This window comes from Bacillus sp. EU52, assembly GCF_037964975.1.
GTDB classification, from domain to species: domain Bacteria; phylum Bacillota; class Bacilli; order Bacillales; family Bacillaceae; genus Bacillus; species Bacillus subtilis.
In genome coordinates, this window is record NZ_CP150177.1 from 937243 (window position 1) to 959652 (window position 22410).

Consider the following 22410-nt stretch of genomic DNA (forward strand, 5'->3'; position numbering starts at 1 on the left):
GCACCTGCAGTTTTTCATATCAATTTATGCTTACGCTTCTTTAGTAACGTTAGCAGCTTGTGGTCCGCGGTTTCCTTCAACGATTTCAAAAGAAACAGCTTGGCCTTCTTCTAAAGTTTTGAAGCCTTCGCCTTGAATAGCAGAGAAATGAACGAATACATCGTCTTGACCTTCTACTTCGATGAATCCGAAACCTTTTTCAGAGTTGAACCATTTTACTTTACCTTCTAACATGAAATTTCCTCCTAAAGCGATCATAACGCTTAAATTCACTATTCTTGCTCTTAACAAACTTTCAAGACGAAAACTCTTACAAAACTTTCTTCTTAAAGATAGTTCGAACAAAAATAATTACCTTTACTCTACCAGTAATCTTCAGAAAAAACAACTGCTTATTGAAATTTTTTTCGGAAAATACCATATTTATTTTTCAATTTGATATTTATTTACGGAAATTCATCTGTTTTCTCGATATGTGATCATACGTTTGCCTTAGTATTCCTTCATTTTGGGAAGATAAGTAATAGGAATTGACAACCTTATTGGATATGAGTAAGGTAAAAGTTAATCAATATTACAAATGACAACGTTTATCAACTAAGAGAGCGTATGATTTTTATGTCTGATATTGCTTGCATGCTCTAATACATAGATAGGAGTATGGTCACAATGAAAAAGTGGCTTATATGCAGTTTCGTCCTTGTTCTTCTCGTTTCATTTACTGCATGTTCACCGTCTGCAGAACATGAATCGATAAAAATCGGGATTGCTGAGTCTGACGGGGCAATATGGAACTATATTGCTCAAAAGGCTGAAGAGGCAGGGCTGGATATTCAGCTGATCCCTTTTTCTGATTATGCGGAGTCTGATATCGCACTTGCTAACAAAGAAATTGATGCCAACGCCTTTCAAACCATTTCATATTTTCAGTCGTTCACTGAAAAATACAAACTTAATTTGGCACCGCTCGGGACGACATACATAACGCCCATGGGCATTTATTCAAAACGATATGAACGAATCCGAGATATATCGCGGGGAGCTGTCGTTTCTGTTCCGGATAAAGCGTTCGATTTTGGCAGGGCGCTTACGGTGCTCCAGGAAGCGGGTTTGCTAACGCTGAAAAACGGATTTAACGGAACAGGTTCAGTTGATATGATTAAAGATAATCCGAGACACCTGAAATTAAAAGCTGTCCGGCAACAGGATGCAGTGAGCGGTGCCGACGTGTTTGTCATGAAACCATCAGAAGCAAAAAAAGCGGGCTTGAACCCGAAAAAGCATACGCTAAAGAGCGGCGGACTCATGTCTGAGGAAGAGATGAATTTGATTGTTGTCAGAGCGGAGGATCAAGATCGGGAAGCGCTGCAAACCATTCTTGAGCTTTATCAAGCTGATGATACAGCGGCATTTATAGAAAAAGAATATCAGGGAGATCTTGTCCCGGCTTTTCTGCCTTTGAAACGTCTTTCAGATTGGAAGAATGAATTCGAACATTGAATTCATTCTTTTTTTTCTGATAAACACACTCTGTTCCGTCCCGTTTCTTTCGCTTTGTAAAGCATTTGATCGGCAAGAATGGGCAAGGATCCTGGCTGTTCCGTATTATTGGGGTAATGAGCGGCCCCTAGTGATATCGTAACTGAAAGCTCTTCGCCGTTTGTTAATACAATCGGTGCATCGCTTACAGTTCTCCTGATCCGTTCAGCGATCCGGGCTGCTTTATCAAGAGAACAGTTCGGCAGGAGCACGGCAAATTCTTCACCGCCGATCCGAGCGGCAGGATCAGTATTTCGGATGCTCTGCTTCAGACGTAACCCCAGCTCTTTGAGCACCTGATCTCCTTCATGATGGCCATATTGGTCATTGATGGTCTTAAAATGATCGATATCCATATAAATCAGTGCAAATTGAAAATGCGGGGTATCGGCCGCCTGCTGATACAGAGCTTTTGTGGTTTCTTCAAACTTTCTTCGGTTATACACGCCTGTTAAAAAGTCAAAGTGCGCCTGAAACTTATATTGTTTAAAAAGAAGATGTGCATTTGTTTCATGATCAATAATATATAAACTGAGCATGCCGCCCGCTATTGATATGATCCAAAAATACAAATGAAGTTCGTATGAATGTAAATCTATAAGAAAATAAAAGGAAAAGGAGATCAAGCTATTTGTGATTATTAAAAGATAGAAAGCATGTTTTAGTTGAACTTTTTTTCTTCTAGAAACAATGAGTGACGGGATGGCAGCGATACAAATGATAATAACCGAGTATAGTGCAGATGTGTTCATTGTAATCAGCAAGCGGCCTGCAGTGATCATGGCCAGGGCCGTTGCCGTTGAAACCCAGCCTCCATAAAGAGCGGCAATCATAATAGGGATATTTCGAAGATCAATAATTGAATGCTGATAGGTAAATCCAAAAACCATCAGAATAACCCCGAGTAAACCGCAGGCCAGTCCCTTAACAGCTTGAAAAGATATGCTGTCTTTTTTATGTACTAACCTTTCTTTAAACAGGTGGGTGAAGAGATAATTAAATGTGATTAAAATGGTCAAATTTACAAACAGTTCTTTCAGCAATATTATCACCCTTATATAAGGTACTAAAGATGGAAGGGAAAGAAAAGAACAAAAAAGGCATTATATAAGGTTTTTTTACTTGAATTGATAAGTTAAAATAATTCGCACTTGACCCATCGGAATTAGTGTACTATAGTAAATGAGAAAATTTGAAGGGAGAGTTTACCTGCTTTGGAGACTTTACTGGTTGTATTACATGTATTTATTTTATTTTTACTTATCTTAGGGCTCTTTGTTATGCAGAAAAAACATGTTTCCTTCTCTAAACGTGTATTTACTGCGCTGGGGCTGGGAATTGTATTCGGATTTGCGCTTCAGCTGATTTACGGCCCGACTTCAAATATAGTCATTCAAACAGCCGACTGGTTTAATATTGCCGGGGGCGGATATGTCAAATTGCTTCAGATGGTTGTCATGCCGCTCGTCTTTATTTCGATTCTCGGCGCATTTACAAAGCTGAAGCTGACAAAAAATCTTGGGAAAATCAGCGGTTTGATTATCGGGATTTTAGTAGCAACAACAGCAGTTGCTGCAGCTGTCGGTATCGCGTCCGCGCTTTCATTTGATCTGCAGGCGATTCAGGTTGACCAAGGAAGTACAGAGCTTTCACGGGGACAGGAGCTTCAGCAGAAATCAGAGGATATGACAGCGAAAACGCTGCCGCAGCAGATTGTTGAACTGCTGCCTGGAAACCCGTTTTTAGATTTTACGGGAGCTAGACCGACTTCAACGATCGCTGTCGTTATTTTTGCCGCTTTCCTTGGAGTGGCATTCCTCGGCGTAAAACACAAACAGCCGGAACAGGCAGAAACATTTAAAAAACTGGTTGATGCCGTTTATGCCATTGTCATGCGTGTTGTCACACTCATTTTGAGACTGACGCCTTATGGGGTGCTAGCCATCATGACAAAAACAATTGCAACGAGTGATCTTGACAGCATTCTAAAACTGGGCATGTTCGTGATTGCTTCATATGCCGCGTTAATCACTATGTTTATCATTCATTTGCTGCTGCTGACGTTCAGCGGTTTGAATCCGCTGATTTATTTGAAAAAAGCGGTGCCTGTACTTGTATTTGCATTTACGTCAAGGTCTAGCGCGGGTGCTTTACCGCTGAATATTAAAACACAGAGAAGCATGGGTGTACCAGAAGGGATCGCAAACTTTGCCGGTTCGTTCGGTCTTTCGATCGGCCAAAATGGATGTGCCGGCATTTATCCTGCGATGCTGGCGATGATGATTGCTCCGACTGTCGGCCAAAATCCATTTGACCCGGTGTTTATTATCACTGTTATCGCAGTCGTTGCCATCAGCTCCTTCGGGGTTGCCGGAGTCGGCGGCGGAGCGACATTCGCGGCGCTTCTTGTTTTATCATCATTAAACATGCCTGTCGCGCTCGCCGGTTTGTTAATCTCAATTGAACCGTTAATCGACATGGGGCGTACTGCTTTGAATGTCAGCGGAAGCATGACATCCGGTCTTATTACAAGTAAGGTCACAAAGGAAATTGATCAAGGGGCATTTCATGATCAATCCAGAGTGATTGAAGCTGAAGAAGCGTAATATATGAAAACGTGTAATCCCAACAGGATTACACGTTTTTTTAACGGCCGGGTTCTAAGTCCTCCAGCATTTCCATCATCGTGTTGTCGTCCATGACATTCATTGCGCTTTGTTCAAAATGAATGGGTTCAGCATAATGCGGCTGTCTTTTTTTCGCGGGTGTCTCAGTTTGCCTAGTTTGAGACTGTGTATGCTGATGCTGTGGTTGCTGCTGTCCTGCGTGCTGGTGCTGACGGCCATTTTGCCGCTGGCTTTGATGTTGCGAACGGTCTTGGTTATCACCGCTGCTTCTGCTAAATGCTTGTTTGACCATGTTTCCTACATTAGAAGCATCAAACGTGTTATTTTCTGAATTTCGTCTGTTCATTTGTCCTGTGATAAACCCGCTGATTCTTTGGCGGATCTGAGGTGATAATGCAGCAATAAGCATAGTTGATCCTATGATCAATGCTGCGGGGCTGATTCCTCTTCGCTGGTTGAACAACATGATCCCTCCTTTGCAGTGTATTCATATTTTCCCCCTCGTTAGACAAATTAACCGTTATATTTCCCGGGAAAGCATTTCCTCCAGATTTGCATGCATAATTAAAGCCAGTTAGAAAAACCTATAAGTAAAGTGATAAAGGAGGAATTCACATGTTTGGAAAAAAACAAGTCCTTGCGTCTGTGCTTCTTATCCCTTTGCTTATGACTGGCTGCGGTGTAGCCGACCAAGGTGAGGGCAGACGTGATAATAATGATGTAAGAAACGTAAATTATCGAAATCCGGCCAATGACGATATGCGGAATGTAAACAATCGGGATAACGTTGACAACAATGTTAATGATAATGTCAATAACAATCGTGTAAATGACGATAATAACAACGACCGAAAACTTGAGGTTGCTGATGAAGCAGCTAATAAAGTAACAGACCTAAAAGAAGTAAAGCATGCCGATATCATTGTGGCTGGAAATCAAGCCTACGTTGCAGTCGTTTTAACCAATGGAAATAAAGGTGCAGTAGAAAACAATCTGAAGAAAAAAATAGCCAAAAAGGTAAGATCTACTGACAAAAACATTGATAATGTTTACGTTTCAGCTAACCCTGATTTTGTAGAGCGTATGCAAGGATATGGAAAACGTATTCAAAATGGTGACCCAATCGCCGGATTATTTGATGAATTTACACAAACTGTACAGCGCGTATTCCCTAACGCTGAATAAATAAAAAAAGCCGCACAATTTGTGCGGCTTTTTCTTTGCGTTAATGACACACTGCGAACTCAGGCTGCATAGAGTAAAAATAAAAAGGTACAAGACGGACCGGCTCAGGGAGGGAGACGTTTGCGGGATGGCATAGGAAAGCGTGCGGCATCCGCTCTATTCCTGTGCGGAGTCCTTGTGATGCTGGCTGTGAGCTCAGCCATCGTATCAAGCGCGATGTATATCCTGTCTTTTCCAGGTCAGGCATCTGGAATAACAAAAGAACAAGTGACGAAGCACATGAAGAAAGAGTCATTCAAACAGGCCGATATTTATTACACTTCTAAGGAAAAGTCCTTACTGCCATTGACGAAAGAAACGCTTGAATATGCGGTCAGTATTAATCAGATTATGATTGGATATTCGAATCAAAAGCCTATTGACATTATTTTTTTTCCTAATGAAAAACAGATGGAGGCTTACTCCGGTTTATTGGATGTAGTTGGTTTTTATTCTGAACGGGAGCAGCTGATCGGATTGTTGCCTGAAGAGAAAAAGAAACTGTTAGAAGGGGACGAGGTAGCGGTTTATTTGTACCAGAGATTGTTGATTCATGAATACTCGCACCATGCGTTTCACCAGAAATTGAAGGAGCTTGAGACGGATCCCGATGAGTTTCCGTTATGGTTTCATGAAGGGTTAAGCGAGTGGATTGCGAACTATGAATTGCTCATAGATCCGATCACGTTTTCTGTCGTGCCCTTTGACCGTTTGCAGACTGATCGAGACTGGCAGGAAGCCAGAGCCGAATATGACACTGATGTCTATTTGCAAAGCTTTTATATGATCGATGAGCTGACGGACAAATACGGGAAAGACATTATTTCAGAAATAATTAAGGAAACGGCAAAAAAAGGGGACTTTGAAAAAGGGTTTAAATCAGCAACAAAGGAAAGTCTTGATCAATTTGAAAAAGATTTTAAGAAAAAATTTGAAAAAAACAGTGCGGCATTGGATAGTATCTATCCAATGCCTTTGTTATTAGTGAAGTCCTTGCTGACCCATTCCGCCTTGTGTCGGAGGCATTTGTCCTTGGGCAGGGGCGAATGAATTTCTCAGCTGTTCCATATCCTGCGCATCAAGCTGAGGAACCTGGTAATAGCCGTGTTTGTTTTGGTATAGGAAAATTTCAAATGCCATTTCAACATACTCCTGAATTTGCGCAGACAGTACGCGTCTTACGGCCGGATTTGTCATTTCCAGAGAAGCCATCGTCAGCATAGAAGCTTGTGCTTTAATCGCGCAAAGCATTTGTCGGCTGATGATGCTGTCATCAATATCATTCATGGATTGAACAGGTTTTTTAGGCTGTGACGGCTGCATGCCGTAAACAGTCTGGTTGTCCTCCTTCATCATATAAGTTGCTGTTTTTTGTGAAGGTTCGCTGCCTGTTTTGAAGCATTCTGCAGTTATATTGTATTGAGATGTAATGAATTGATGTTGACGATCAAGGATGTTTAATAATTCTTGATCCTTACAGAATTGTCTCAGCATCATAAACTGATCTAGCACAGTAAGTGTTCCGGAAAGCACCTCATGCATATCAAACATTTCATGTCCGCCGTGGTTTTTATGCGGTTTGCCAGGAATACCTTTGTTCATTTGGGATTGTTGCTGCTGATTGAACTGATCCAAACCGAATTCCTCCTTTTTTTTCAGATCAGCTGTATTTTGTGTCAGTCTGCCGTGTATTATGCAGAAGCCTGAAAGGATTTATATGCTGTCTGTCGAAATGATAAGCAGACAAAATCGTTGTCATTATGTGTATAAGGGAGGAAATATGATGAGGCGTATTCTGCATATTGTGTTGATCACGGCATTGATGTTCTTAAATGTAATGTACACGTTCGAAGCTGTAAAGGCAGCTGAACCGCAACAGCCTATATCGATTGAGAAGGCAATACAGCAAAAAGAAGGACAGACGCTTGTCGAAGGATATGCAGTCGGCCAGGCTGTTTCCCCACAGCATTATAAGCTGACAAGCCCTTTCTCAAATGATTATAATGTCGCGCTGGCAGACCGTAAAAATGAGACATCGCCCGAACACATCCTTCCTGTGCAAATCCCCTCCGCCTTCAGAAGCCAATTTGGGCTGCAAACCAATCCGCTTCTTCTTGGGAAAAAGATAACGGTTCAAGGAAAGCTTGAAAATTACTTTAACACGACAGGACTTAAAAACGTTCAGTCGATGAACGTAACCGATGACACGAAAACTCCGCCGGCTGAACAGCAAGTGACCATAAATGAAGCACGGGGAAGGCTGAATGAAGAAGTAACGATAAAAGGGATCATTACAGCTGATCAAAACGCAATCGGAGGCGGGAAACTGTCGACCTTTTTGCAAGATGAAACCGGAGGCATTAACATTTATTCGCCATCCCCTGAACAATTTCCCGAATTAAAAGAGGGTATGGATGTCACGGTGACAGGGAAAATCACGTCTTACCAGGGGCTGAAAGAAATCGTTCCAAGCTCATCAGGCATCAAAATCAACCAGTCAAATCAATCCCTCCCAGCCCCCAAACACTTAACAATCAATGAACTTATTAACGGCAGCCTAGGTGATAAGTATGAAGGACGCCTTGTGAAACTAACCGCTTTTGTTTCCTCAATTCCAAGTTCTCCTGCCGGCGGCGGTTACAATGTAACAATGATTGATGACGACCATCATGCAATGACGCTCCGGGTTATGAATGAAACAGGGGTGATAGACGAGCTTGATGAGGGCAAATGGTATGAATTTACCGGTGTGTTAAGCAGATACCAAACCTTTCAGCTGCTTCCGCGAAAATCGGCTGACCTGAAGCTGCTTGAAGAGCAGCCTGTACCTCCGTCTTCGGAGGGAGAATATGAAGGGATTGTTGACCGGGTAGTTGACGGCGATACCATTCATCTCAAATCTCCGGTGCTTGGAACGACAAAAATCCGGTTTGTAAATGTAGATACACCCGAAACATATCACACACCAAAAAATGACGCAGATGAAAATCAATTAAGATTTGGCAAAAAAGCATCTGACTATCTAAAAACGGTTCTGTCCCCGGGTGATAAAATTACTGTCAAGGTCGGGAGTGAAGCCAAGGACAGCTATGGCAGATTGCTTGGACAAGTCATAACCGAATCAGGTTCCAACGTAAACTTAGAGCTTGTAAAAAATGGCTATGCTCCGACGTATTTTATTTGGCCGGTTGACAATGAAGAGGATTATCAGCAGTTTCAGGCCGCAGTAGCCACTGCAAAAAAAGACCAAAAAGGAATCTGGAATGAAAACGATCCGCTCATGGAAATGCCGTTTGAATTCAGAGCCAGAGAGCAAAGGAAAGGCTTGACAAGATATGTAGGGGATTCGTCGAATAAAACATATGTGCAGCCAGCTGACTGGAAGAAGGTAGCTGTTGAAAACAGAATTTTCTTCGCTTCAGCAAGTGAAGCGGAGAGCGCGGGATATAAAAAAAGGCAAACGGCACCTCAAGAACATGTGCCGCTTAGAATTCTCAGCATGAATGATTTGCATGGCAAAATCGATCAGCAATACGAGCTTGATCTTGATGGAAATGGAATTGCAGACGGCACGTTTGGACGCATGGATTATGCCGCCGCATATTTAAAAGAAAAAAAGGCTGAAAAGAAAAACTCGCTGATTGTGCACGCGGGAGATATGATCGGCGGAAGTTCTCCAGTTTCCTCTCTTCTTCAGGATGAACCGACTGTAGAACTGATGGAGGACATCGGATTTGATGTCGGAACCGTGGGAAACCACGAATTTGATGAAGGCACGGATGAACTGCTGAGGATCTTAAACGGCGGTGATCATCCGAAAGGCACAAGCGGATATAATGGACAGAACTTTCCCCTTGTATGTGCCAATTGTAAAATGAAATCAACTGGAGAGCCCTTTTTGCCGGCTTATGACATCATAAATGTGGAGGGCGTACCCGTTGCTTTTATCGGGGTTGTCACACAGTCGGCAGCTGGCATGGTTATGCCTGAAGGAATAAAAAATATCGAGTTTACAGATGAAGCAACAGCGGTGAATAAGGCGGCCAAAGAGCTGAGGAAAAAAGGCGTGAAGGCTATCGCGGTTCTCGCACATATGTCAGCTGAACAAAACGGCAACGCCATTACCGGTGAGTCTGCTGATCTTGCAAACAAAACAGATTCTGAAATTGACGTGATTTTTGCCGCGCATAATCATCAGGTTGTTAACGGTGAAGTGAATGGAAAACTGATTGTTCAAGCGTTTGAATATGGAAAAGCGATAGGTGTCGTTGATGTAGAGATCGATAAAACGACAAAAGACATTGTCAAAAAGTCCGCGGAAATCGTATATGTTGATCAAAGTAAAATCGAACCGGATGTCAGCGCGTCAGCCATTTTAAAGAAATACGAAACAATTGCGGAACCGATTATCAGCGAGGTAGTCGGCGAAGCCGCTGTTGATATGGGAGGGGGGTATTCAAATGACGGCGATACACCTCTTGGAAACCTGATTGCGGATGGTATGAGAGCTGCCATGAAAACGGATTTTGCTCTTATGAATGGCGGCGGCATACGTGAAGCGCTGAAGAAGGGCCCGATTACGTGGGGAGATCTTTACAATATTCAGCCGTTTGGAAATGTGTTAACGAAGCTTGAGATTAAAGGAAAAGATTTAAGAGAGATTATCAATGCTCAAATCTCGCCGGTTTTTGGGCCTGACTACAGCATCAGCGGGTTTACGTATACGTGGGATAAAGAAACCGGAAAAGCAGTTGATATGAAAATGGCAGATGGCACCGAGATCCAGCCCGATGCCACATATACATTGACCGTCAACAACTTTATGGCGACGGCGACAGGAGCCAAATATCAGCCAATCGGACTGCTGGGAAAAAATCCGGTGACAGGGCCTGAGGATTTGGAAGCGACAGTTGAGTACGTGAAGAGTTTTGATGAGCCAATTGCGTATACAAAAGAGGGAAGAATTAAGCTCGCTGAAGCCAGTGATATTGAAGACCCTGTAACAAAAGACCCGATTACGGAAGAGCCTGGAGATGATCCGGGGACGGAGCATCCAATGAAAGAGGTTCCAGAGCCTGATGTGGATTTGCCTGATATAAAAGAAACTCCGGGAACAGCACCGGTTCATCAGCTTCCGCCTTCAGCCATTTCGAGATTCAATGAAATACCAATCAACAACACAAAAACCGCTGATACTGCTAATAGCATCAGCACATTGCCGTTACAAACCGAGACTGCGGAAAGCGGGTCTGATCATCAGCTTCCGGATACGTCAGCGGGCTACTATAACTTTATGGTAATCGGTGCGGCGGTGACATTGTCAGGAACTTATCTATATGTCAGAAGAAAAAGGAGCGCCTCCAGAACGTGAAAAAAGTTATTCCACTATTCATCATTGCTGCCGGCCTAGTGATCGCAGGCTATGGAGGCTTTAAATTAATCGATACGAATATGAAAACGGAACAGACATTAAAAGAAGCAAAACTGGCGGCTGAAAAGCCACAGGAACTTTTGGGGACGAAAAATAGCACAGATCAAGCAAAGAACAAAGCATCATTTAAGCCTGAGACCGGCCAAGCGAGCGGCATTTTGGAAATACCGAAAATCAATGCAGAGCTTCCGATCGTGGAGGGCACCGATGCTGATGATTTAGAAAAAGGTGTCGGGCATTACAAGGACAGCTATTATCCTGATGAAAACGGACAAATTGTGCTGTCGGGGCATCGGGATACCGTGTTTCGCCGGACGGGAGAGCTGGAAAAGGGGGATCGGCTCCGCATTCTCCTGTCATATGGAGAATTCACATATGAAATTGTAAATACAAAAATTGTCGATAAGGATGACACATCTATTATCACGCTCCAGCATGAAAAGGAAGAGCTGATTCTGACGACCTGCTATCCGTTTTCATACGTCGGAAATGCCCCGAAACGCTATATTATATATGGAAAACGAGTGACTTAAAAAGCCGAGGCAGTGCCTGCGGCTTTTCTTCATGAAAAATATGTGCGGCAAAGGTTTTTCATATCAGCAGGGAAAGGGGCTTCAGCAACTATGAGCTCGTCTGTTATCGGGTGAACCGCTTGTACTTTATTGGCGTGCAGTGCCTGCCTGTTTAGCAGCTTGCTCCCGCCTCCGTAAAGCGAGTCTCCTGTCAACGGATGGCCGAGGCTCGCCAGATGAACACGGATTTGGTGTGTTCTGCCTGTTTCCAGCTCTAATTCAACGAGCGACAGCCGTTCTTTCGCATTGCTGGCCATTACCTTGAAATGAGTGACGGCAGTTTGCCCGCCTGGTGAAACCCGGCGTCTTGTCGGGTGTGACCGGTCTCTGCCGATTGGTGAATTAATTGTCCCTTTTTTCGTCCGTAGCTTACCTTCAGCGATGGCGGTATACGTACGCTTCAGCGTCTTTTTCTCTAACTGCTGGTCTAAGATGGCGTGTGCCAAACGATGCTTGGCAAAAACGATAGCGCCAGATGTATCCTGATCAAGACGATGGACGTGGCGCACCTTACATGTTTCGCCATTTATCTGATAATGATAAGCGATCAAATTAGCCAGTGTGCCGGTTTGCCCATCCTCATTCGGATGCGTCGCGATGCCAGCGGGTTTATTGACGATGAGCATATGATTGTCCTCATATAAAATATCAAGCTCGCCATACTCCGGAATGACCGAAGATGCTTCACTTTCCTGAAGATCAATGAACACACGGTCTCCCTTTTTTACAATCATATTGTTTAAGACGGATTCGTGATTGACCTTTATCTGTTGATGGGACATCCAGTCTTGTATCACTGGTTTAGAAGCTTTGAGCGCTGTTTTGAGTACGGAAAACAGCCATTGGCCGTCCTGTTTTTCATTGATGAGGATCTCAAGCCCTCTGCCTTTTTGGTTCATGTTAAATGGCTCCTTTTCGAAGCGGAAGGCTGCTGTTTCTCATAGGAAACACTTACCTTAGCTTTCGCGTTTTTTTCTGTGCTATTCTTGAGTAAGACTTAGGATATTCGATGGCAAGAAAGGTGATTGACGTGAGAATTGTGAACGCAGCAACTGCAGAACAGGAGAGCTTTATCAAGGAGCTGTCTATGGAGCTGATCCATGATGTATTTCCTCTTTATTTCTCCGAACTGGACATTCAGCGCTTTAAAAAGAAAGGCGTTCTGTCTTTAAATAACCATTATTACCAAGGAACATTAAAAGAAGCATTTCAAATTATGGCTTGTCTTCAAATGATACATATTATCCTGACCAAGCCTTCGCCGCACTCTGATTTGAGTGATCAGGCGATTTTTGAAAAAAACAGCAAGATGCTGAATGATTTTGGGATTTATTTTCCGTTTGCTTTTTCTGACTTTCAAAAGAAGACTAACAAAGCCTTTTTCGGTCAAAGAAGGCTGATATAATCATGCGGCAAGGGCTTTTCTATTTTTAGAAAAGCTCTTTTTTGTATCAGAGAAATCATATCATAAAACCTTTCCTCTAACTCCCTTTTTAAACGGCTCGTGTCTGAACATACTAATGATTGAAAGGGGTGCTGACAATGAGTTCAGTTAAAGATACAATGACAACGCAGGTGGCAACCGTTTCTCCGAATCAAACGATTCAGGAAGCGGCTTCTCTAATGAAACAGCATAACGTCGGGGCGATCCCCGTTGTAGAGCAAGGTGTTTTAAAAGGAATGCTGACTGACCGTGACATTGCATTAAGAACTACAGCTCAGGGCCGTGATGGCCAGACACCCGTTTCAGAAGTGATGTCAACAGAACTCGTATCAGGAAACCCTAATATGAGTCTGGAAGACGCGTCGCAGCTGATGGCCCAGCACCAAATCCGCCGCCTTCCTATTGTAGATCAAAACAATCTAGTCGGGATCGTTGCGCTTGGAGACCTGGCAGTCAATCAGATGTCGAACGAGTCTGCGGGATCAGCGCTGACAAACATTTCTCACCAAAACATTCATTAATAAGAAAGAGCTTGCAGTGTGCAGGCTCTTTCTTCACATAAAACCTTACTTTTTGAAAGCAGACTTGTTTCGGGGTATAGTGAGTGTATACATATGTCTCAATTCGTACTAAAGGAGTTGTACCCAGTGATTAAAGCGTTAATTTTTGATTTTGACGGGCTTATTCTAGATACAGAAACACACGAATATGAAGTTCTTCAGGAAATATTTGAAGAGCACGGCTCAGTGCTGCCGCTATCTGTCTGGGGGAAGGTCATCGGAACTGCAGCGGGTTTCCGGCCTTTTGACTATTTAGAAGAGCAGATCGGGAAAAAGCTGAACCATGAAGAGCTCACACAATTGAGAAGAGAGCGGTTTGCCAAACGCATGGAATCAGAAAAAGCGAGACCTGGTGTCGAAGCGTATTTGAATGCGGCAAAGGATTTAGGCTTAAAAATAGGCCTTGCCTCCAGCTCTGATTATAAATGGGTGTCCGGCCATTTGAAGCAAATCGGCCTGTTTGATGATTTTGAAGTTATTCAAACGGCTGATGATGTGGAAGAGGTGAAGCCGAATCCTGAACTCTATTTATTGGCGGCAAAGAACCTGGGGGTATCGCCAGCGGAATGTCTCGCGTTTGAGGATTCTGTCAATGGTTCGATTGCTGCGAAACGTGCAGGCATGAAGTGTGTCATTGTCCCGAATAAAGTAACGGGCACCTTGATGTTTGAAGACTATGATCACAGGCTTGAATCAATGGCGGAGATGGAGCTCGCCCTATTGCTTGATCATCTGAACTCACAAAACTAGAAAGGAGCGAGTAGGTTGTCTGAGAAATTAGATTTGACCCGGTTTGAAAAGAAAATGGTTATCCGCAATATCGAAGAGAAAGACATCGACAAGATTATCGATCTTCAAAAGGACTGCTTTCCAGGAATGGAGCCTTGGAAGCGGGAGCATTTAATCAGCCATTTGGAGCATTTTCCAGAAGGGCAGTTTTGTGCAGAATTCGAAGGTGAAATTATCGGTTCGTGCTCAAGTCTCCTGATTAACTTTGATGAATATGATGACCGTCATACATGGCAGGACATTACAGATGACGGTTATATCACCAACCATAATCCTGACGGCTTGAATATGTATGGAATTGAAGTCATGGTGGACCCGAAGTACAGACGAATGAAGATTGGCCACCGTTTGTACGAGGCGAGAAAGGACTTAGCCAGACGCTTAAACCTGAAAAGCATCATCATAGGCGGACGGATTCCAAACTATCACAAATATGCAGAGGAAATGACAGCGAGAGAGTATGTTGAACAGGTGACACGCCACCAAATTTACGATCCGGTTCTTTCTTTTCAGCTGATGAACGGCTTTACCCTTATGCGAATTAACCCGAACTATCTCCCGGATGATACAGCTTCGATCAAGTATGCGACGCTGATGGAATGGAATAATGTGGATTATCTACCGCAGCAGACAAAACGCTATTATAAATCGGCGTTCCCTGTTAGAATTTGTGTGATTCAATACGAAATGAAGAAAATTTATTCCTTTGAGGAATTTGCGAATCAAGTAGAATACTATGTCGATGTTGCTTCCGACGCAAGATCTGATTTTGCGGTGTTCCCGGAAATTTTCACAACCCAGCTGATGTCCTTCCTTGAGGAACGGTCACCGAGCTTGGCGGTGCAGAGAATTACTGAGTATACAGAAGATTACATCAGCCTGTTTACTGACTTGGCTGTGAAGTATAACGTCAACATTATCGGCGGATCTCATTTCGTCGAAGAGGAAGGCAAGATCTATAATATCGCTTACCTGTTCAGACGGGACGGAACGATCGAGAAGCAATACAAACTCCATATTACGCCGAATGAACGCAAATGGTGGGGGATCAGCGCAGGAGACCAAGTTCGCGTGTTTGATACGGACTGCGGGAAAATCGCGATCCAGATCTGTTATGACATTGAATTTCCTGAGCTTGCCCGGATTGCGGCTGATAAAGGAGCCAAAATCATCTTTACGCCATTTTGTACAGAAGACCGTCAAGGCTATCTGCGTGTCAGATACTGTTCGCAGGCTAGAGCGGTTGAAAATCAAATTTATACGGTTATCTCTGGAACGGTCGGAAACCTTCCGCAAACGGAAAACATGGATATCCAATACGCCCAGTCAGGCATCTTTGCCCCGTCTGATTTTGAATTCGCTCGTGACGGCATTGTCGGCGAAACAAACCCGAATATTGAAATGGTCGTCATCGGCGATGTTGACCTGGAAATTCTCAGAAGACAGCGCCAAAACGGTACAGTGCGCCAGCTAAAAGACAGACGGCGTGATATTTATCATATTCAATATAAAAAATAATTCCCAAAAAACCCGCCTGAATTGGCGGGTTTTTTAAAACAAAAGCGGAATTGTTTAGGTGCTATCTTTAAAATAAAAGTAGGTATAGTGGAGGTGCCTTATGGAGTTTCTGTATTTTCGCCATTTCCTATATCATACAGAAAACGGCTAGGCTTCACATTGCTATTGCAATGGCTGTCCAAGTTGTTTCGAGTGCGACCTTTATCAGTACGATGCTGAGCATTGTCACTTTGCCTGTTTTGCTTTGGGTGCTGCATCCTCTTTCTTCTTGAGAAAGAGGATATTTTATTATTTACGCGGTTTATTGACTCTGACCCGGTCTGGCTTTATATTGAAGGCAGGGAAATCATCACCAAGAAATCACATAAAGAGAAGGTCTGTTTCAATTGAATTGGCATTATAGGGAACGCTAATGAAATGGAGATGATGGGGATGGAAAACATTCAGCAAAATCAGGGATTAAAGCAAAAAGATGAGCAATTTGTGTGGCATGCCATGAAGGGAGCGCATCAAGCGGACAGCCTGATAGCCCAGAAGGCCGAGGGGGTCTGGGTAACCGACATAGACGGACGCCGCTATTTGGATGCGATGTCCGGTTTGTGGTGCGTCAACATTGGTTACGGCAGAAAGGAGCTTGCGGAGGCTGCCTATGAGCAACTAAAGGAGCTGCCTTACTACCCGTTAACGCAAAGTCACGCACCCGCAATTCAACTGGCGGAAAAGCTGAATGAATGGCTTGGCGGCGATTATGTTATCTTTTTTTCCAACAGCGGATCGGAAGCAAACGAAACTGCTTTTAAAATTGCCCGCCAGTACCATCTGCAAAACGGCGACCACAGCCGTTATAAATTCATCTCAAGATATCGGGCATACCACGGCAATACATTGGGAGCGCTCTCAGCTACCGGACAGGCGCAGCGGAAATATAAATACGAGCCTTTGAGCCAAGGGTTCCTGCATGCAGCTCCGCCAGATATATACCGGAATCCTGATGATGCAGACACGCTTGAAAGCGCAAATGAAATCGACCGCATCATGACATGGGAATTAAGCGAAACGATTGCCGGGGTCATTATGGAGCCCATCATTACAGGCGGAGGCATATTAATGCCGCCGGACGGATATATGAAAAAGGTGGAGGACATTTGCCGGCGCCACGGAGCCCTTTTGATTTGCGATGAAGTGATCTGCGGGTTTGGACGGACAGGCGAGCCGTTCGGGTTTATGCACTACGGTGTGAAGCCTGATATCATTACGATGGCAAAGGGAATCACAAGCGCGTATCTGCCATTGTCAGCGACTGCTATTAAACGGGACATTTTCGAAGCGTATCAGGGGGAAGCTCCTTATGACCGTTTCCGCCACGTGAACACGTTCGGCGGAAGCCCGGCTGCCTGTGCCTTGGCGTTGAAAAACCTGCAAATTATGGAGGACGAACAGCTGATTCAGCGATCCCGCGATCTTGGAGCAAAGCTTTTAGGTGAGCTCCAAGCTCTGAGAGAACACCCGGCAGTCGGGGATGTTAGAGGAAAAGGGCTGCTGATCGGAATCGAACTCGTCAAAGACAAATTGACTAAAGAGCCGACTGATGCCGCCAAAGTAAACCAAGTGGTTGCGGCGTGCAAAGAAAAAGGGCTGATCATCGGCAAAAACGGCGATACAGTCGCCGGCTACAACAATGTCATCCAGCTTGCGCCGCCATTTTGCCTGACAGAAGAGGACCTTTCCTTTATCGTGAAAACGGTGAAAGAAAGTTTTCAAACGATATAATATAAAAGTGAATTATTAAAGGAGCACATGATGAGTTTTCACAACCAGCCGATCTTACCGGCTATTCGCAATATGAAGCAATTTGATGAGTTTTTGAACAGTTCGTTCTCTTACGGTGTTATTCTTGATATTCATCTCGGCCAGCTGAAGGGCGTGATCAAAGAAGCGCAAAAGCACGGAAAGAACATGATGGTGCACGTCGATCTCATTCAAGGGATTAAGCATGACGAATACGGTGCGGAATTTATATGCCAGGATATCAAGCCCGCTGGGATTATTTCCACAAGATCGAACGTGATTGCCAAAGCGAAGCAGAAGAAAATTTATGCCATTCAGCGCCTGTTTTTGCTTGATACAAGCGCGATGGAGAAAAGCATGGAGTTTATCGGCAAGCATAAGCCTGACTTCATCGAAGTGCTTCCCGGCATCGTTCCGTCACTCATTCAGGAAATAAAAGAGAAAACAGGGATCCCCATCTTTGCCGGGGGTTTCATCCGTACGGAAGAGGATGTAGAGCAGGCATTGAAAGCGGGGGCTGTAGCTGTCACAACATCTAATACCAAATTGTGGAAAAAATATGAAAACTTTTTGACGGAAAGTGATTGACACCGCTTTCATGCACTGATACAATTGCACTAGGTTAATACATTGTGATGGAGAACTCGGAGACCACAGCAGCTCTTTACGGCAAATGTTTATGCACCCGTAAAGCGGTTTGTTGTGGTTTTTTTATTCTCTTCTTCTCTATCATGCTTTTTAATCGTGACTTTAGGAGGAATGTGCTATGACAGCATTTTGGGGAGAAGTCATCGGTACGATGCTGCTTATCATTTTTGGTGCAGGTGTTTGTGCAGGTGTCAATTTAAAGAAATCGCTTTCATTCCAGTCTGGCTGGATTGTTGTTGTATTTGGATGGGGATTGGGTGTTGCCATGGCGGCATACGCGGTTGGCGGCATCAGCGGTGCCCATTTGAATCCGGCGCTAACGATAGCGCTTGCATTTGTAGGAGATTTTCCTTGGAAAGAAGTTCCGGTTTATATTGCGGCGCAAATGATCGGAGCAATCATCGGTGCGGTGATTATCTATCTGCATTACCTCCCGCACTGGAAGTCAACGGATGATCCCGCTGCCAAGCTGGGTGTTTTCTCAACAGGGCCCAGCATTCCGCATACATTTGCAAACGTTTTAAGCGAAGTGATTGGGACATTTGTCCTTGTACTTGGAATCTTGGCCATAGGTGCAAATCAATTTACAGAAGGACTTAATCCTTTAATCGTCGGTTTCCTCATTGTAGCAATCGGTATTTCTCTGGGAGGCACCACCGGCTATGCTATCAATCCTGCACGTGACTTAGGTCCGCGGATAGCCCACGCTTTTCTTCCGATTCCGGGGAAGGGCTCATCAAACTGGAAATACGCATGGGTTCCGGTAGTCGGCCCGATTTTAGGCGGATCATTCGGCGGCGTATTTTACAACGCTGCATTTAAAGGGCACATCACAAGCAGCTTCTGGATTGTAAGCGTTATATTGGTTGTGGTATTGTTAGGACTCTATGTTTATACGAAATCACATTCTGCTAAAACATTATCAAATTCTAAATATATTTAATCAAAGGGGAGACATCTTATGGAAACGTACATTTTATCCTTAGATCAGGGGACGACAAGTTCAAGAGCGATTCTGTTTAATAAAGAAGGCAAAATTGTCCACTCTGCTCAAAAGGAATTTACACAATACTTCCCGCATCCTGGCTGGGTTGAGCATAATGCCAATGAAATTTGGGGCTCTGTCCTCGCGGTTATCGCCTCAGTCATCTCTGAATCAGGAATCAGCGCTTCTCAAATTGCCGGCATCGGCATCACGAACCAGCGCGAGACGACGGTTGTGTGGGATAAAGATACAGGAAGTCCTGTCTATAATGCAATCGTTTGGCAGTCCAGACAGACGTCCGGCATTTGTGAGGAACTTCGTGAAAAAGGATATAATGATAAATTCAGAGAAAAAACTGGGCTTTTAATCGATCCATACTTCTCCGGCACGAAGGTGAAGTGGATTTTAGACAATGTGGAAGGCGCAAGAGAAAAAGCGGAAAAAGGCGAGCTGCTGTTTGGAACGATTGATACGTGGCTCATTTGGAAAATGTCAGGCGGAAAAGCGCATGTGACCGATTACTCCAATGCCTCAAGAACACTGATGTTTAATATTTACGATTTAAAATGGGACGATGAACTGCTCGACATTCTAGGCGTACCGAAATCCATGCTCCCTGAAGTGAAGCCGTCCTCTCATGTGTATGCGGAGACTGTTGATTATCACTTCTTCGGAAAAAATATCCCGATTGCTGGAGCGGCAGGCGACCAGCAGTCCGCATTGTTCGGCCAGGCATGCTTTGAAGAAGGCATGGGGAAAAACACATACGGCACAGGATGTTTCATGCTGATGAATACCGGGGAAAAAGCAATTAAGTCCGAACATGGGCTTTTGACAACAATCGCTTGGGGCATTGACGGAAAAGTGAACTATGCGTTAGAAGGAAGCATTTTTGTCGCAGGCTCTGCCATCCAGTGGCTTAGAGACGGATTGAGAATGTTCCAGGACTCTTCGCTTAGCGAATCTTATGCAGAGAAAGTGGATTCAACTGACGGCGTATATGTCGTTCCGGCCTTTGTCGGACTGGGAACGCCTTACTGGGACAGCGATGTGCGCGGTTCGGTTTTCGGCCTGACAAGAGGGACAACAAAAGAGCACTTTATCCGTGCGACACTGGAGTCATTGGCTTATCAGACCAAAGATGTGCTTGACGCAATGGAAGCAGATTCAAACATTTCATTAAAGACGCTTCGTGTAGACGGAGGAGCTGTGAAAAACAATTTCCTAATGCAGTTCCAAGGAGACCTGTTGAATGTTCCTGTGGAGCGCCCGGAAATTAATGAAACGACTGCACTTGGCGCGGCTTATTTGGCGGGTATCGCTGTGGGATTCTGGAAGGACCGTTCTGAAATCGCGAACCAGTGGAATCTGGATAAACGGTTTGAGCCTGAATTAGAAGAAGAAAAACGAAATGAGCTGTATAAAGGCTGGCAAAAAGCCGTGAAAGCAGCTATGGCTTTTAAATAAAGTAATACTATGGTATAATGGTTACAAGTTAATAAGAACGGTCCTGAGATGAGGAGAGACCACAGCACCAAAGTGTAAGCATGCACTTTGGCTGTTGTGGTCTCTTTTTCTATTTACCGTGACAACAAGGAGGAGACGTAATGATGAAACATCAATTTTCAAGTCTTGAAAGAGATCGCATGCTGACAGACATGACGAAAAAAACATATGACCTATTTATTATCGGAGGAGGAATTACAGGAGCCGGAACAGCTCTTGACGCGGCATCAAGGGGAATGAAGGTCGCACTAAGCGAAATGCAGGACTTTGCGGCGGGAACATCAAGCCGATCAACGAAGCTGGTACATGGCGGCTTGCGCTATTTAAAACAATTTGAAGTGAAAATGGTCGCTGAGGTAGGAAAAGAGCGGGCGATTGTGTATGAAAACGGCCCGCATGTCACTACACCGGAATGGATGCTGCTTCCGTTTCATAAAGGCGGCACATTCGGTTCATTTACAACATCAATCGGGTTAAGGGTTTATGACTTCCTTGCAGGTGTGAAAAAGTCAGAACGAAGAAGCATGCTTTCAGCAAAAGAAACGCTGCAAAAAGAACCTTTGGTAAAAAAAGACGGCTTAAAAGGCGGCGGGTACTATGTGGAATACCGCACTGACGATGCGAGACTGACCATCGAAGTCATGAAGGAAGCGGTGAAATTCGGGGCAGAGCCTGTGAATTACTCCAAAGTGAAGGAGCTTCTTTACGAAAAAGGCAAAGCCGTCGGCGTATTAATTGAAGATGTGCTGACAAAGAAAGAATATAAAGTGTATGCGAAAAAAATTGTCAATGCTACAGGCCCTTGGGTCGATCAGCTCAGAGAAAAAGACCATTCGAAAAACGGAAAGCACTTGCAGCATACAAAAGGCATTCACCTTGTATTTGACCAGTCTGTCTTTCCGCTGAAACAGGCTGTATATTTCGATACACCTGATGGCCGGATGGTATTTGCGATTCCTCGTGAAGGCAAAACATACGTGGGAACAACAGACACTGTTTACAAAGAGGCGCTGGAGCATCCGCGGATGACAACGGAGGATCGTGATTATGTCATCAAATCAATCAATTACATGTTCCCGGAACTGAATATCACTGCGAATGACATCGAATCCAGCTGGGCGGGGCTGCGTCCGCTGATTCATGAAGAAGGCAAAGATCCTTCTGAAATTTCACGGAAAGACGAGATTTGGACATCTGACTCAGGCCTGATCACCATTGCCGGCGGAAAACTGACTGGATACAGAAAAATGGCGGAGCACATCGTTGATCTTGTCCGTGATCGCTTAAAAGAAGAGGGCGAAAAGGATTTTGGACCATGTAAAACGAAAAACATGCCAATCTCTGGCGGGCACGTCGGCGGTTCGAAAAATCTTATGTCCTTCGTTACCGCGAAAACAAAAGAAGGAATTGCAGCCGGTTTATCAGAAAAAGACGCAAAACAGCTGGCGATCAGATACGGCTCTAACGTAGATCGCGTCTTTGACCGGGTAGAAGCGCTGAAAGATGAGGCCGCGAAACGCAACATTCCGGTTCATATTCTTGCTGAGGCAGAATACAGTATAGAAGAAGAGATGACTGCAACTCCTGCTGACTTCTTTGTCCGCAGAACGGGACGTTTATTTTTTGATATCAATTGGGTAAGAACATATAAAGATGCCGTTATTGATTTTATGAGCGAGCGATTCCAATGGGATGAGCAGGCGAAAAACAAACATACAGAAAACCTCAACAAGCTTTTACACGATGCGGTCGTACCGCTTGAGCAATAAATCATAACGG

General features: G+C 44.2%; 20 protein-coding genes. 15 read left to right on the forward strand and 5 right to left on the reverse strand.

Features of this window, described 5'->3' with window-relative positions:
• Window positions 1-30: 30 nt before the first annotated feature.
• A complete protein-coding gene (gene cspB, locus NSU05_RS04865; RefSeq protein ID WP_003224086.1) occupies window positions 31-234 on the reverse strand; it encodes a cold shock-like protein CspB in 204 nt (67 codons plus the stop codon).
• Between the two features lie 435 nt (window positions 235-669).
• Here cspB and NSU05_RS04870 point away from each other — a divergent pair, with 435 nt between their 5' ends.
• Window positions 670-1500, forward strand: coding sequence for a MetQ/NlpA family ABC transporter substrate-binding protein (locus NSU05_RS04870; protein WP_003245726.1), 831 nt, complete (start codon window positions 670-672; stop codon window positions 1498-1500).
• Between the two features lie 2 nt (window positions 1501-1502).
• On the opposite strand, the gene dgcK is transcribed toward NSU05_RS04870, so the two are convergent.
• Complete coding sequence (gene dgcK, locus NSU05_RS04875) at window positions 1503-2582, reverse strand: diguanylate cyclase DgcK (RefSeq protein WP_046380874.1); 1080 nt, start codon at window positions 2580-2582, stop codon at window positions 1503-1505.
• Window positions 2583-2753: 171 nt separating this feature from the next.
• Here dgcK and tcyP point away from each other — a divergent pair, with 171 nt between their 5' ends.
• On the forward strand, window positions 2754-4145 hold the full coding sequence (gene tcyP, locus NSU05_RS04880; protein ID WP_038428665.1) for an L-cystine transporter TcyP: 1392 nt from the start codon (window positions 2754-2756) through the stop codon (window positions 4143-4145).
• A 40-nt stretch (window positions 4146-4185) separates the two neighbouring features.
• Here tcyP and NSU05_RS04885 read toward each other — a convergent pair whose 3' ends face one another.
• On the reverse strand, window positions 4186-4632 hold the full coding sequence (locus NSU05_RS04885; RefSeq protein WP_015252490.1) for a hypothetical protein: 447 nt from the start codon (window positions 4630-4632) through the stop codon (window positions 4186-4188).
• Window positions 4633-4781: 149 nt separating this feature from the next.
• Here NSU05_RS04885 and NSU05_RS04890 point away from each other — a divergent pair, with 149 nt between their 5' ends.
• A complete protein-coding gene (locus tag NSU05_RS04890; RefSeq protein ID WP_033883018.1) occupies window positions 4782-5351 on the forward strand; it encodes a YhcN/YlaJ family sporulation lipoprotein in 570 nt (189 codons plus the stop codon).
• Between the two features lie 120 nt (window positions 5352-5471).
• The gene (locus NSU05_RS04895) at window positions 5472-6440 is read left to right on the forward strand and encodes a hypothetical protein (RefSeq protein ID WP_038428666.1); all 969 of its coding nucleotides are present in this window, start codon (window positions 5472-5474) and stop codon (window positions 6438-6440) included.
• On the opposite strand, the gene NSU05_RS04900 is transcribed toward NSU05_RS04895, so the two are convergent.
• Window positions 6372-7025: a spore coat protein gene (locus NSU05_RS04900; protein ID WP_009966881.1), complete on the reverse strand. Its 654-nt coding sequence runs from the start codon at window positions 7023-7025 to the stop codon at window positions 6372-6374. The genes NSU05_RS04895 and NSU05_RS04900 overlap by 69 nt on opposite strands.
• A gap of 82 nt (window positions 7026-7107) precedes the next feature.
• Between NSU05_RS04900 and yhcR the strand changes: the two genes are divergently transcribed.
• Window positions 7108-10761, forward strand: coding sequence for an endonuclease YhcR (gene yhcR / locus NSU05_RS04905; RefSeq protein ID WP_082200932.1), 3654 nt, complete (start codon window positions 7108-7110; stop codon window positions 10759-10761).
• Entirely contained in the window at window positions 10758-11354 is a 597-nt protein-coding gene (srtA, locus tag NSU05_RS04910; protein WP_014476256.1) for a sortase SrtA, read from the forward strand. Before yhcR ends, srtA begins: the two co-directional genes overlap by 4 nt.
• 29 nt (window positions 11355-11383) lie before the next feature.
• Here srtA and NSU05_RS04915 read toward each other — a convergent pair whose 3' ends face one another.
• Entirely contained in the window at window positions 11384-12292 is a 909-nt protein-coding gene (locus tag NSU05_RS04915) for an RluA family pseudouridine synthase (protein ID WP_003233404.1), read from the reverse strand.
• A gap of 110 nt (window positions 12293-12402) precedes the next feature.
• Between NSU05_RS04915 and NSU05_RS04920 the strand changes: the two genes are divergently transcribed.
• The 9 genes from NSU05_RS04920 to glpD all read left to right on the forward strand — a co-directional run bounded on the left by NSU05_RS04920 (window position 12403) and on the right by glpD (window position 22400).
• Complete coding sequence (locus tag NSU05_RS04920; protein WP_003233401.1) at window positions 12403-12798, forward strand: YhcU family protein; 396 nt, start codon at window positions 12403-12405, stop codon at window positions 12796-12798.
• Window positions 12799-12935: 137 nt separating this feature from the next.
• On the forward strand, window positions 12936-13358 hold the full coding sequence (locus NSU05_RS04925; RefSeq protein ID WP_003245462.1) for a CBS domain-containing protein: 423 nt from the start codon (window positions 12936-12938) through the stop codon (window positions 13356-13358).
• A 126-nt stretch (window positions 13359-13484) separates the two neighbouring features.
• On the forward strand, window positions 13485-14147 hold the full coding sequence (locus NSU05_RS04930) for an HAD family hydrolase (protein WP_032730435.1): 663 nt from the start codon (window positions 13485-13487) through the stop codon (window positions 14145-14147).
• 15 nt (window positions 14148-14162) lie between these two features.
• Window positions 14163-15704 (forward strand): bifunctional GNAT family N-acetyltransferase/carbon-nitrogen hydrolase family protein, encoded by a 1542-nt coding sequence (locus tag NSU05_RS04935; protein WP_032725279.1) that lies wholly within the window; start codon window positions 14163-14165, stop codon window positions 15702-15704.
• 417 nt (window positions 15705-16121) lie between these two features.
• Window positions 16122-17474 (forward strand): aspartate aminotransferase family protein, encoded by a 1353-nt coding sequence (locus tag NSU05_RS04940; RefSeq protein ID WP_082200933.1) that lies wholly within the window; start codon window positions 16122-16124, stop codon window positions 17472-17474.
• A 27-nt stretch (window positions 17475-17501) separates the two neighbouring features.
• Entirely contained in the window at window positions 17502-18080 is a 579-nt protein-coding gene (glpP, locus tag NSU05_RS04945) for a glycerol uptake operon antiterminator GlpP (protein ID WP_003233388.1), read from the forward strand.
• Between the two features lie 178 nt (window positions 18081-18258).
• The gene (gene glpF / locus NSU05_RS04950; RefSeq protein ID WP_003233386.1) at window positions 18259-19083 is read left to right on the forward strand and encodes a glycerol uptake facilitator protein GlpF; all 825 of its coding nucleotides are present in this window, start codon (window positions 18259-18261) and stop codon (window positions 19081-19083) included.
• Between the two features lie 18 nt (window positions 19084-19101).
• Window positions 19102-20592, forward strand: a complete 1491-nt coding sequence (glpK, locus tag NSU05_RS04955) for a glycerol kinase GlpK (protein WP_003233384.1) — start codon at window positions 19102-19104, stop codon at window positions 20590-20592.
• A gap of 140 nt (window positions 20593-20732) precedes the next feature.
• A complete protein-coding gene (gene glpD, locus NSU05_RS04960) occupies window positions 20733-22400 on the forward strand; it encodes a glycerol-3-phosphate dehydrogenase (protein WP_021479678.1) in 1668 nt (555 codons plus the stop codon).
• The last annotated feature ends 10 nt before the right edge of the window (window positions 22401-22410 follow it).

Excerpts from the sequence above, each read along its gene's own strand:
- glpD (WP_021479678.1), top strand. The coding sequence starts at position 20,733 with ATGATGAAACATCAATTTTCAAGTCTTGAAAGAGATCGCATGCTGACA.
- NSU05_RS04885 (WP_015252490.1), bottom strand. The coding sequence starts at position 4,632 with ATGTTGTTCAACCAGCGAAGAGGAATCAGCCCCGCAGCATTGATCATA.
- NSU05_RS04870 (WP_003245726.1), top strand. The coding sequence starts at position 670 with ATGAAAAAGTGGCTTATATGCAGTTTCGTCCTTGTTCTTCTCGTTTCA.
- cspB (WP_003224086.1), bottom strand. The coding sequence starts at position 234 with ATGTTAGAAGGTAAAGTAAAATGGTTCAACTCTGAAAAAGGTTTCGGA.
- glpF (WP_003233386.1), top strand. The coding sequence starts at position 18,259 with ATGACAGCATTTTGGGGAGAAGTCATCGGTACGATGCTGCTTATCATT.
- glpK (WP_003233384.1), top strand. The coding sequence starts at position 19,102 with ATGGAAACGTACATTTTATCCTTAGATCAGGGGACGACAAGTTCAAGA.
- glpP (WP_003233388.1), top strand. The coding sequence starts at position 17,502 with ATGATGAGTTTTCACAACCAGCCGATCTTACCGGCTATTCGCAATATG.
- NSU05_RS04890 (WP_033883018.1), top strand. The coding sequence starts at position 4,782 with ATGTTTGGAAAAAAACAAGTCCTTGCGTCTGTGCTTCTTATCCCTTTG.
- yhcR (WP_082200932.1), top strand. The coding sequence starts at position 7,108 with ATGCTGTCTGTCGAAATGATAAGCAGACAAAATCGTTGTCATTATGTG.
- NSU05_RS04920 (WP_003233401.1), top strand. The coding sequence starts at position 12,403 with ATGGCAAGAAAGGTGATTGACGTGAGAATTGTGAACGCAGCAACTGCA.
- NSU05_RS04940 (WP_082200933.1), top strand. The coding sequence starts at position 16,122 with ATGGAGATGATGGGGATGGAAAACATTCAGCAAAATCAGGGATTAAAG.
- NSU05_RS04915 (WP_003233404.1), bottom strand. The coding sequence starts at position 12,292 with ATGAACCAAAAAGGCAGAGGGCTTGAGATCCTCATCAATGAAAAACAG.
- NSU05_RS04925 (WP_003245462.1), top strand. The coding sequence starts at position 12,936 with ATGAGTTCAGTTAAAGATACAATGACAACGCAGGTGGCAACCGTTTCT.